General features: G+C 65.5%; 11 protein-coding genes. 4 read left to right on the forward strand and 7 right to left on the reverse strand.

Translation table 11 applies throughout. The features are described 5' to 3' along the window. Positions 1 to 10 precede the first annotated feature (10 nt). Positions 11 to 508, forward strand: coding sequence for a hypothetical protein (locus tag LPC04_RS24500; protein WP_275684931.1), 498 nt, complete (start codon positions 11 to 13; stop codon positions 506 to 508). Positions 509 to 530: 22 nt separating this feature from the next. On the opposite strand, the gene LPC04_RS24505 is transcribed toward LPC04_RS24500, so the two are convergent. The 3 genes from LPC04_RS24505 to LPC04_RS24515 form a co-directional block, all read right to left on the reverse strand. Next, positions 531 to 2,429, reverse strand: coding sequence for an MFS transporter (locus LPC04_RS24505; RefSeq protein ID WP_275684932.1), 1,899 nt, complete (start codon positions 2,427 to 2,429; stop codon positions 531 to 533). Positions 2,430 to 2,534: 105 nt separating this feature from the next. After that, positions 2,535 to 3,419 carry a DUF2145 domain-containing protein gene (locus LPC04_RS24510; RefSeq protein ID WP_275684933.1) on the reverse strand — a complete coding sequence of 295 codons (885 nt, stop codon included), beginning with the start codon at positions 3,417 to 3,419 and terminating at the stop codon, positions 2,535 to 2,537. Then, positions 3,416 to 3,880 carry a hypothetical protein gene (locus LPC04_RS24515; protein ID WP_275684934.1) on the reverse strand — a complete coding sequence of 155 codons (465 nt, stop codon included), beginning with the start codon at positions 3,878 to 3,880 and terminating at the stop codon, positions 3,416 to 3,418. The genes LPC04_RS24510 and LPC04_RS24515 overlap by 4 nt, the downstream gene beginning before the upstream one ends. Before the next feature lie 86 nt (positions 3,881 to 3,966). Here LPC04_RS24515 and LPC04_RS24520 point away from each other — a divergent pair, with 86 nt between their 5' ends. Then, positions 3,967 to 4,716, forward strand: coding sequence for a helix-turn-helix domain-containing protein (locus LPC04_RS24520; protein WP_275684935.1), 750 nt, complete (start codon positions 3,967 to 3,969; stop codon positions 4,714 to 4,716). A 13-nt stretch (positions 4,717 to 4,729) separates the two neighbouring features. Here LPC04_RS24520 and LPC04_RS24525 read toward each other — a convergent pair whose 3' ends face one another. The 3 genes from LPC04_RS24525 to mnmG are packed head-to-tail and all read right to left on the reverse strand — an operon-like array spanning position 4,730 to position 8,275. Continuing rightward, positions 4,730 to 5,518: a ParA family protein gene (locus LPC04_RS24525; RefSeq protein WP_275684936.1), complete on the reverse strand. Its 789-nt coding sequence runs from the start codon at positions 5,516 to 5,518 to the stop codon at positions 4,730 to 4,732. Between the two features lie 53 nt (positions 5,519 to 5,571). Next, a complete protein-coding gene (rsmG, locus tag LPC04_RS24530; RefSeq protein ID WP_275684937.1) occupies positions 5,572 to 6,276 on the reverse strand; it encodes a 16S rRNA (guanine(527)-N(7))-methyltransferase RsmG in 705 nt (234 codons plus the stop codon). Beyond that, a complete protein-coding gene (mnmG, locus tag LPC04_RS24535) occupies positions 6,266 to 8,275 on the reverse strand; it encodes a tRNA uridine-5-carboxymethylaminomethyl(34) synthesis enzyme MnmG (RefSeq protein WP_275684953.1) in 2,010 nt (669 codons plus the stop codon). Before mnmG ends, rsmG begins: the two co-directional genes overlap by 11 nt. 168 nt (positions 8,276 to 8,443) lie before the next feature. Between mnmG and LPC04_RS24540 the strand changes: the two genes are divergently transcribed. Continuing rightward, complete coding sequence (locus LPC04_RS24540) at positions 8,444 to 8,749, forward strand: YkgJ family cysteine cluster protein (RefSeq protein ID WP_275684938.1); 306 nt, start codon at positions 8,444 to 8,446, stop codon at positions 8,747 to 8,749. Between the two features lie 100 nt (positions 8,750 to 8,849). On the opposite strand, the gene LPC04_RS24545 is transcribed toward LPC04_RS24540, so the two are convergent. Next, entirely contained in the window at positions 8,850 to 9,257 is a 408-nt protein-coding gene (locus LPC04_RS24545) for a hypothetical protein (RefSeq protein ID WP_275684939.1), read from the reverse strand. A 105-nt stretch (positions 9,258 to 9,362) separates the two neighbouring features. Between LPC04_RS24545 and LPC04_RS24550 the strand changes: the two genes are divergently transcribed. Then, positions 9,363 to 10,064 carry a helix-turn-helix transcriptional regulator gene (locus LPC04_RS24550; protein ID WP_275684940.1) on the forward strand — a complete coding sequence of 234 codons (702 nt, stop codon included), beginning with the start codon at positions 9,363 to 9,365 and terminating at the stop codon, positions 10,062 to 10,064. Positions 10,065 to 11,086 lie beyond the last annotated feature (1,022 nt).

Below are 11,086 nucleotides of genomic sequence, written 5' to 3' on the forward strand. Positions count from 1 at the left end.
CTGGCTTCGCATGACTGGCCCGCCGCACCCCGTCTGGACCGCGCTCAAGACCGTCGGCCGCGGCGCGGTCGCGTTGTTGATCCTGTTCGAACAATGGGGCTGGCTTCCGCTCGCGCGGGCGCTTGGGCAACTGGCGCGCTGGTCCGTCGTCGCACGCCTCGAACGGCGCATCGCCGCGCTCGGCCCGCGCGTCGCGCTCGCCGTGCTGTTCGTGCCGGCGCTCGCGTTGCTGCCGATCAAGCTGGCCGCGCTCTGGTTCGTCGCGCTCGGCCGCGTGGCGTTGGGACTGGCGGTGCTCGTCGTCGCCAAGCTGCTCGGCACCGCGCTGGTCGCCCGCCTGTACCTGTTGACGCAGCCGCAACTGATGCGCCTGGGATGGTTCGCGCGGATGCACGGCCGCTGGATCGCCTGGAAGACACGCATCGTCGCCAGCCTGGTGGAATCGCCGGGCTGGGTTGCCGCGCGCGCGTGGGCGCTGCGCGTGCGCGCGCGCTGGCCGTCGCGCTGAGCGGCGATCGGTCGCGCGCCGGTCAGACGACCTTGGTCGCGAGCAGTTGGCCAACCTCGTGGTGCAGGGCCTCGGGCGTGACGGCCTCGGCCGCGATGCCGCGGCCCACGTTCAGGCCGACGCGGCTGAACAGGCCGCGGCGGAACGGCTTGCTCATCGCCGTGCCTTCGACCCTCGAGAAGAACGAGCCCCACAGGTTCTGCAACGCCAGCGGGATCACTGGCACCGGACGTTGCTCGAGGATGCGCATCACGCCGCCCTTGAACGGCTTGAGCGTGCCGTCGTCGGTGATGCCGCCTTCCGGGAAGATGCCCAGCAGGTCGCCTTCGGCCAGCACCTGGTCGGCGGCCACGAACGCGGCGTCGTAGGCCGCGGGATCCTCGTTCTTCGGCGCGATCGGGATCGCCTTGGCGAGGCGGAAGAACAGGCCCAGACCCGGCGTGCGGAAGATGCGCGAATCCATCAGGAAGCGGATCGGCCGCGGGCTGGCCGCCATCAGCAGCACCGGGTCGACGAAGCTCACGTGGTTGCACACGATGATGGCGGGGCCGGTGGTCGGGATGTTGGTGTCGCCCTGGATGCGGAAGCGGTACACGGTGCGCGTCAGCACGAAGGCGATGAAGCGCAACAGGTACTCGGGCACCAGGCAGAAGATGTAGCCCGCGACGAGCGCGTTGGCGATGCCCGTGATCAGGAAGACGCCGCCGATGCTGACGCCGAAGTGCAGCAGCGCGCCGGCGATCAGCGAACTGGCGATCATGAACAGCGCGTTGAGGATGTTGTTCGCAGCAATGATGCGAGCGCGGTGGCTAGGAAGCGCTCGCATCTGGATCAACGCGTACATCGGCACGCTGTAGAGCCCGGCGCTCAACGACAGCATGAACAGATCGATCATCGGCCGCACGTGCTGGCCCTGGCCCAGGAAGCCCGCCAGCGTCCACAGCTCGGCGGCCGGCGCCGCGAGATGGTGGACAGCGAAATACAGGTCCACCGCGAAGACGCTCATGCCGATCGCGCCCAGCGGCACCAGCCCGATCTCCACCTGCCGTCGCGACAGCATCTCGCACATCAGCGAGCCGATGCCCACGCCCACCGAGAACAGCACGAGCAGCAGCGACGCGACGTGGACGTCTCCGTGCAGCACGTCCTTGGCGAAGGACGGGAACTGCGACAGGAAGGTTGCGCCGAAGAACCACATCCACGAGATGCCCAGCAGCGATCGGAACACGACGATGTCGGTGCGCGCCAGCCGCAGGTTGCGCAGGGTCTCGGACACCGGGTTCCAGTTGATCCTCAGCACGGCGTCGTGCGGGGGCGTCGGCGGGATCGCCTGCGCCGTCAGTCGGCCGATCACGGCGATAGCCAGGCAGGCGCCGCCGGCGAGCTCCGGCCCTATGCCGGGCACGACCACCAGCAGCCCGCCCGCCAACTGCCCCAGCAGGATCGCGACGAACGTGCCCATCTCGACCATGCCGTTGCCGCCTGTGATCTCCTGGTCGTTGAGATGCTGCGGCAGGTAGGCGTACTTGACCGGGCCGAACAGCGTGGAGTGCACGCCCATCAGGAACAGGCACAGCAGCAGCACCGGCACCAGCTGGCCGACGAAGCCCCAGAGCGCCAGCAGCATGATGAGGATCTCGAAGGACTTGATGAAGCGCATCATCGAGGCCTTGTCGTACTTGTCGGCCAGCTGGCCGCTGGTGGCCGACAGCAGCACGAACGGCAGGATGAACACCGCGCTGATGACGAGCCCGGCCTTGTCGGACGGCAGCCACGAGACCTGCAGCTGGTAGGTGACGAGCACCGTGAACGCGAACTTCAGGACGTTGTCGTTGCCCGCGCCGAAGAACTGCGTCCAGAAGAACGGCGCGAATCGACGCTGCCGCAGGAGCGCGAACTGGCTGGGGTGGGATTGGCTCATGGGAACGGCTTCCTGTGACGCTGAGCGCCGGTTGGCGGAACTGTAGCCGCAGGCCGGCGCGAGCGCCTGCGGCGTCACCCTCGATTTGCGGGCGTATGTCCGCGCTCAGCGCACGACGGTGGGCGGGCCGGCGATCTGCGTGCGCTGCATCCACGCGAACATCGATTCGACGGTCACCGTCTCGATGTGGTCGCTGAAGCGCTTGGCGTTCGGGTGGTCGTCGAACGCGACGTTGGCGCGCGTGATGCGTCCGCCCAGGCGCGTGAGCGCGTCGATGTGCAGCACCGTGGGTTGGTAATCGTGCAGCTGCAGCCAGGCCTGCGCGCGCTCGCGCGTGCTGGCGGCCGGGTCGAGCGAGCCAGCCAGTGTCTCGAGGGCCCACTGGTTGCTCTGCTGGTACTTCGTCGACCAGGGATAGGCGACGACGCTGTAGGCCGGCGTGTGCCATTGCACGAGGCGCTGGTCGTCGGCCAGCACCTGCATCAGGGCGGCCTGCACCTCGGGCGCCGGCACGACGTAGGCGGCCTCGTAACGGAACGGGCGATCGAGGAAGAACTCGGCGAGGCCCTGGCGGAACACGGCGGCGTCCGCGGTGCCGCATTGGTTGAGCTTGTGGACGATGCGCCAGGTGCCTCGCGTCGTCGGCCGCACGATCAGGCCGTCGGTCGACGGCACGCCGATCTGGCCCATGACGGCGGAACGGCTGGTGAACGCTTGCGGCGGCGGCGTGTCCTCCCGGTAGGCGAATGCGAGGTGCGACCAGTTGAGGCCGTACTTGCGCAAGTCCTGTCCCGCGCGCGCGACGATCACCACCTGCGCGCCGCTGGCGTCCAGGCTCTGCTGCAGGCGCTCGGCCAAGCCTAGCGCACGCGTCATGCTGACGGTGTCGGGCGGCGCGTTGTCGCAGGTCTGGCCGGCGGTCGCTACCGTGGCGGTGGCGATCGCCAGGGCGGCGATCAGCGCGCGAATCAGGCGTCGGGCGGCGCTCATCGCGACACCCGCTGGTTGTACGACAGCGAGCGGCCGACCTCGTTCGGAATGAACGCGATCACCCGGCCGGCGTTGCTGAGCACCATGCCGGTCGCGACGGCGGTGACGACGACGACGGTGCCCACCGCCACGGCCGCGGTGCCGACCACCCTCCCGGCAAAGCAGATGCTGCCCTTCACGCCGTCGGCGACGTTCTCGACGATCCACACGGTGCCTTCCGCACTCGCCTCGACGCCGGTGACCACGATCGAGCCGACGCCGGCCACGAGGATGACCGGCAGCGCGACGGAAATCGCGACGGGCACCAGCGAGGCCTCGCTGAGTTCGCCGGACGACTCGGCCTGCACGTTGGCGCTGACGGTCAGCAAGATGGCGGCAGAGATGGCTGCGAGGCGGCAGCGGATGGCAGACGGAGGTTTCACGTGAAGCAATCGCAGTGGAGAGGTGGCGATGTTGCGCACCTGCGGACTGCCGGGCAACGGGATTGCGACGAGTGCCTCGACTCGCGTCGTAAGGTATCGTCCATGAATACTTTCAGCCGCTGCACATGAGCACCACCGTCGAGATCGTCAATGTCCTCAAGAGCGAGCTCAAGCTCGCCCGCCTGACCTACGCCGACCTGGCGCGGGAGCTCGGGCTGGCCGAGTCCAGCGTCAAGCGCATGTTTGCCAAGGGCGACATGCCGCTGAAGCGCATCGACGAGATCTGCCGCGTGCTCAAGTGCGACTTCTCCGAGCTGGCGCGCAAGGTGGCCGACCTGGAGCTGCTGCGCGACGAGTTGACGCTGGAGCAGGAGCATGCGGTGGTCGCCGACAGGCGCCTGCTCGTGATGGCGCTGTGCGCATTGAGCCAGTGGCCGTACGAGCAGATCATGGCCATGTACGCCTTCACCGACGCCGAGGCCGTGAAGCACCTGACGCAGCTTGACCGGCTGGGCATCATCGAACTGAAGCCGCTCAACCGCTATCGGCTGAAGGTCGCCAAGACCTTCCGTTGGCGCGCCAACGGCCCGGTGATGCAGTTCTTCCGCGACCACGGCGTCGTCGACTATTTCTCCGGCGGCTTCAACGGCGAGAGCGAAATGGTGAGCCTGGTGCACGGCCACATCAGCCTGCCCATGGCCAAGGTGTTCCAGGAGCGACTGCAGCGAATCGCGCAGGATTTCGCCCAGCAACACCTGGCCGACCAGCGCCTTGCGCCCGCTCACAAGCGGGGCTTCACCGCCGTGATGGCGTTGCGCTCATGGACGTTCGGGCCGCTGCGCGACTTGCTGCGCGATCCCACGATCGAGCCCTGACGGGCCGGCGGGGTCAGCGCAGCTCGGCGGTTGCCGGATGCTTTTCGCGCTCGACCATTTCCCTGGCGAACTCGATGAACGCGACGGCTCCACGTGAAGCCGGATCCCACACGACGCCGGGCTGGCCATAGCTCGGAGCCTCGGCCAGGCGGACATTGCGCGGGATGACGGTGTTGAACACCTTGTCCCCGAAGTGCGCCTTCAGCTGGTCACTGACGTTGACCTGCAGCGTGATGCGCGGATCGAACATCACCCGCAGCAGGCCGATCAGCTCCAGGTCGCGATTCAGGTTGGCGTGGACCTGGCGGATGGTGTTGACGAGGTCGGACACGCCCTCCAGCGCGAAGTACTCGCACTGCATCGGGACGATGACGCCGTGCGCGCTGCACAGACCGTTGAGGGTCAGCAGGTTGAGCGACGGCGGGCAATCGATCAGCACGAAGTCGTACTGGTCGTCGACCGCCTTGAGCGCGCGGCGCAGACGTTCGTTGCGACGCTCCAGCGCGACCAGTTCGACCTCGGCGCCGGCCAGTTCGCGGTTGGCGCCCAGGACGTCATAGCCGCCACTGGTGGAGCGTTGGGCGGCTTCCGGAATCGTCGCGCTTTCGAGCAGCACGTCGTAGACCGTCAGCGGCAGGTCGCGCTTGTTGACGCCGGAGCCCATCGTCGCGTTGCCCTGCGGATCGAGGTCGACAAGCAGGACGCGCTGTCCCACGAGTGCCAGTCCGGCGGCCAGGTTCACGGTCGTCGTGGTCTTGCCGACGCCGCCCTTCTGGTTCGCGATGCAATAGATTCTCGCCATGGATGACCGTGAAAAGCGCTGATGGGAGGAAATGCCTGGCGCTATTGTCGGGGCTAGTCGCCCGCGCCGACAGCGGGTTGCTGCGGCCTCAACCACACCAGGCAGCGCTTTTCGTTCAATTCAGGCACGTCGAGTTGTTCCACGTGGAACATTTCGACATCGGCGGGAATGTCGGCCCGCTCTTCGGTCGAGAGATTCGCCTTCATCGCGGCCCAGTGGCCTCGCGGCGCCAGCAGTGGTCGAGTCAGCGTCGTGAAGTCGTGGATCGACGCGAACGCGCGGGACGTGATCAGGTCGAACTCGGGCGTCTTGAACGTCCCCGCGACTTCGACACGGCCGTGGACGCCGTGGAGATTCGGGATTCCGAGTTCGGCCGCGGCCTGGCGGATGAAGGCCGCCTTCTTCGCAACGGCGTCGATGCAGGTGACCTGCCACGCCGGGTTCAGCGACGCGAGGATCACCCCCGGCAGCCCGGCGCCGCTGCCGACGTCCAGCACGCGCAGCGCGCCCTGCCCTGCGGTGCCTGCGCCCTCACGCAGCGGCGTGACCACGGCCAGACAGTCGAGCAGGTGGTGCGTGAACATCTCGCCGGTGTTGCGGACGGCCGTCAGGTTGTAGACCTTGGTCCAGCGCTGGATCAGGGCCATGTAGGCCAGCAACCGCCCGCGGTCGATCGCTGTCAGCGTCAGGCCGAGCCGAGGGGCCAGTGCCTCGAGTTGCCCGTCCAGTCGCGACGGGTCGCCGTATTCAAGCGGCATGTTGAGTGGGGACGGTATTGGCGCTTGAGAAGCCCTTGAAGCGCTTCTTCTTCAGATGCACCAGCAGCAGCGAGATCGCCGCCGGCGTCACCCCGGAGATACGGGTCGCCTGGCCGAGGGTCTGCGGGCGATGCTGGTTGAGCTTCTGGCGAACCTCGAAAGACAGCGCGGTGACTTGGTCGTAGTCGAGCTCGGCGGGCAGCGCGAGCTCTTCAAAACTCTGTGCTCGCGTCACTTCCTCGTTCTGCTTGTCGATGTAGCCGGCGTACTTGGTGGCAATTTCGAGCTGCTCGATGACCTCGCCTGCCAGTTGCGGACCGAGTTCCTGCGTCAGTGTTTCACGTGAAACATCGACGTTCGGACGCGCGATCGCGGTTGCGGCGACGAGCGTGTCGAAGTCGATGCCCGGACGCCGCAGCAGGTCGGCCAGCGAGTGCTCGTGTTCCAGCGCCTTGCCGAGCAGCCGTTCGGCGTCGGCCGCCGGCAGGTTGTTCGGATGCACCCAGGTCGAACGCAGCCGCTCGGTCTCCCGTGCCAGCGCGTCGCGCTTGCGGTTGAAGTGAGTCCAGCGGGCATCGTCGACCAGGCCGAGTTCGCGTCCGAGCTCGGTCAGCCGCAGGTCTGCGTTGTCCTCTCGCAGCTGCAGCCGGAATTCAGCGCGGCTGGTGAACATCCGGTACGGCTCCGTCACGCCCTTGGTGATCAGGTCGTCCACCAGCACCCCCAGGTAGGCATGGTCGCGCCGAAGGACGAAGCCGTCGGCGCGTTCGCTGGCGCGCAGCGACGCGTTCACGCCGGCGAACAGCCCCTGCGCCGCCGCTTCTTCGTAGCCGGTCGTGCCATTGATCTGGCCGGCGAAGAACAGCCCGCTGATCGCACGCGTCTCGAATGTGCTCTTGAGTTCGCGCGGGTCGAAGTAGTCGTATTCGATTGCATAGCCCGGTCGCAGGATGTGCGCGTTGGCCAAGCCGGCCATCGAGCGCACCGCCGCCAGCTGGACGTCGAACGGCAGCGACGTCGAGATGCCGTTCGGATAGAACTCGTGCGTCGTCAGGCCCTCGGGCTCCAGGAAGATCTGGTGCGAATCCTTGTCGGCGAAACGATTGACCTTGTCCTCGATGCTCGGGCAGTAGCGCGGCCCCACCCCTTCGATGACGCCGGTGAACATCGGGCTGCGATCGAAACCGGAGCGGATGATCTCGTGCGTGCGCGCATTCGTGGACGTCACCCAACACGGCATCTGGCGCGGATGCTGCGCGGCCGTGCCCATGAAGCTGATCACCGGCATCGACGTCGTGACCTTGCCGTCGGCGTCCGGCATGCCGTCGCCGGGCTGCTCCGCGAGTTGGGAGAAGTCGATCGAGCGGCCGTCGATGCGCGGCGGCGTGCCGGTCTTGAGGCGCTGCTGCGGCAGCTTCAGCTCCTTCAGGCGCGCCGACAGCCGCTGCGCCGGCGGATCGCCCGCGCGCCCGGCGCTGTAGTTCTGCAGGCCCATGTGGATCTTGCCGTCCAGGAACGTCCCCGCCGTCAGCACGACGGTGCGGCCCCGGAAGGTGATGCCGGACTGCGTGACGGCCGCCGTGACCCGGTCGACCCCGTCCACCGACTCGATGACCAGGTCGTCCACGGCCTGCTGGAACAACCACAGGTTGGGCTGGCTCTCGAGCCGGCGCCGGATGGCCGCCTTGTAGAGGATGCGATCCGCCTGCGCGCGCGTCGCCCTCACGGCCGGTCCCTTCGAACCATTGAGGATGCGGAACTGGATACCCGATTCGTCCGTCGCCGCCGCCATCGCACCGCCGAGCGCGTCGACCTCCTTGACGAGGTGACCTTTGCCGATGCCGCCGATCGACGGGTTGCAGCTCATCTGACCCAGCGTCTCGATGTTGTGCGTCAACAGCAGCGTCGCGCTGCCCATGCGGGCGGCAGCCAGCGCGGCTTCGGTGCCGGCATGGCCGCCGCCGACCACGATGACGTCGAATTCCTGGGGATAGATCACCGATGACTCACTGCGCATGACCCGAACCATCGCGGCCGGATCGAGAGGAGGACCCGCGCTGCGACGGACCGCGGGATTCAGGCAATCGCGCGCGGTCGGAGACGGGTGGGGGAACCCGGATTTTAGGCGGGCTGGCGGCAACGCGCCACCCAAGAGGACAATCGGGCGATGCCGCCGATCGTTCTCGCCCCGTCTAGTGCCACCAAGGGCCCGGACGACGCCTGCCGGCCCCGCTGTGGCGCCTGCTGCATCGCGCCGTCCATCACGAGCCCGATTCCCGGCATGCCGCAGGGCAAGCCGGCCGGCGTGCCGTGCGTGCAGCTCGATGAAGAGATGCGCTGCCGCATTTTTGGTCGCCCCGAACGACCTGCCTTTTGTGGCGGTTTGCTGCCGTCGAGGGAAATGTGCGGAGACGATGCCGCGCAGGCGATCCACTGGCTTGCCGATCTCGAGGCCGCGACCCGCCCGGCTTGAGGCCTCGACGCCGGCGTCAAAAGTGCAAGCAATCGCAACACAACGTCATCTACGTAAGTATTGCAACTGCCGCCGCGCAGGCTTTTGAGCGGGTCCGTGGCTACGCGGCCATGTCTCGATGCACGCCGGCGTCCCGAACCAGGCGCCCCTGCCAGCGGAATCCGCTAACCGCCGCGTTGAGGTGAAGAATCAGCTTCGCTGGCGTGACGAGCGCCCCCGTCTCGTCCTTCAATCGGACGTTGGACTGGATGCCCAACGGATTGGAAAGCGCCACCACGTTGGGGATCACCTCACGCCACTCCCAGCACACACCCAGCATCCGGGGGGTGCTGCCGGAATCCTTGACTTCGATGCCCCACAACACCTCGCCGAGATGTGTGCGATCGCTCTCGGCATCGATCCCCTGACTGCTGTCCAAGCACTCCATGCGCTTGCACAGACGTCGCCATTCGAGAAGGCTGGCCTCGAAAGGCTCCCACGCGCTGATCGTACTGCTGAGGATTGCCATAACCCTGAGTGATGTTGGTGTTAGGAATCCTTAGTGTGCGGCCGCCTCCCGCCGCCTCGCTACTATCAAATGTTGTAGTTGTGATCCGTGAGTACACTGAGACTCATGCGACTCCAGCGCTTGCTCGACCTGTCACAGGCCGCTGATGGCGACAGCTTTCAGAGGCAACTCATCGATCTCGCGAATGAGATGGAGTTTGGCTTGGTGAGCGCATTGGTCGTCACTGACATGCCCAACGGGCCAGCTCAAGTTGTGCGACTTGGCAACACGCCGTCGGCCTACCTTGCTGCGTACAAAGACTCGGATAGTTACAGTCGCGACCCAGTTATGCAGCGCTTGAAAACATTGAGCGTGCCGGTGATCTATGACCAGAGCCTATATGTTCGTGAAGCGGCCGCCGACCTCTGGGAGGAACAAGCCCAGTTTGGTTACAGGAGCGGAATTTCTGTCGCCTTGCATCTGCCAGGCCAGCGTCACTTTGTGCTCGGGCTCGATCGTGAGCCTGCGCTCCCGAAATCCGAAGCCAAATTAATGCGGATGCTGGGCGACTTGCAATTGCTCGTTGTTCATGCCCAAGAAACGGCCCTGCGTCTGTTTGGCAAGCCGCTGACTGACGTCGCACTCAGTCCAAAAGAGCAGCTGATCTTGCGCATGACGATGCAGGGAAAGAGCGCGAAGGTCATCGGCGCCGAAATTCACAGTGCCGAGGCCACGATCAACTTTCATCTGCAAAACGCACGCGTGAAATTGGGCGTCACCTCTAAGCATCAAGCGGTGCTAAAGGCTCAATCCTTGGGATTGATTTGAGCGCTCACCCCCGTTAAGACTATAACTTCTGATAGCTCTCAAGCTGGAGTCTTCCTGCTGAAATCGCCTTCGTCGCTCGATGGGGGCGCATCTGCAGGAGATTTCAGCATGTTTAGCTTCATCTACACCGTCCTTCTTGGCTGCGACGACGACCTGCCGCGCGGAGGATGGCTCTGCTGAGCTCCGTCTGAGGCGTTGGACGACAGTTCTGCAGCCGCGACGAGGTTCCTCGAGCGTTTGCGTTGGCACTGGCATGACGCGCCGCTCTCGACCGGCAACGACCATTGGCTGGCGAGTCAGAGCGCGTCAAATCAGTTGCGCGCCCTTCGTAGAGGTGCAACTCCTATCGCGTTCCAGAGTCTGCCATCCGCTGAATCAAAGTATTCGTGGCTGTCTGATTCGTCAAGCGTGGAGGGCGGTCGCTTGAAGTTCGCCATGAGCCGCTTCGGAAAGACGCAATGGGCCGGTGCCTTGAGTTCGCGACGAAGTACGAGTTCAAACTGTCTTTGTCGCTCGTGGCGCTCCGCGAACTTCCCAACGGTTCGAGGCGGTGGTTGAGCCACTGCAGAGACTGCTCGCCTACAAAACTATAACTTCTGATAGGTGTCAAAAGCTGGCGGCTGGGCTCCAATGACTTATCGATGCAGTCCGCATTGAACCGTACCCTCCACAATCAGCTCGGCCCACTGCTGTCATTCGTGACTCGCGAATGTGCCTTCTGATTGACTCTTGGGGCGTTGACCTAGGTTGACGCCCCGCTTTTTTTTGGGCGTGCTAAGCGCGGCAGCACTCGCCGGCGAACGTCAATTGGCTCATTGACTGCGGCCGCCGGACTCGTCCTCCTACCCGACAAGACCATGGTCGGCTGCCGAGATCTAGCGGAAGAGGCACCCAAGAATTGGCGAACTAGCTGTGATGCTTCAATAGGTTGTATCCGGTGTTCATCCGGGTTGGGTTTGAGAGACTGGAAGTCGCCAAACACCCAATCTGCCAAGAACCGGAGCCCGGATGAACAGCCATAA

Source organism: Scleromatobacter humisilvae (assembly GCF_023231945.1).
GTDB classification, from domain to species: Bacteria; Pseudomonadota; Gammaproteobacteria; order Burkholderiales; family Burkholderiaceae_C; genus Scleromatobacter; species Scleromatobacter humisilvae.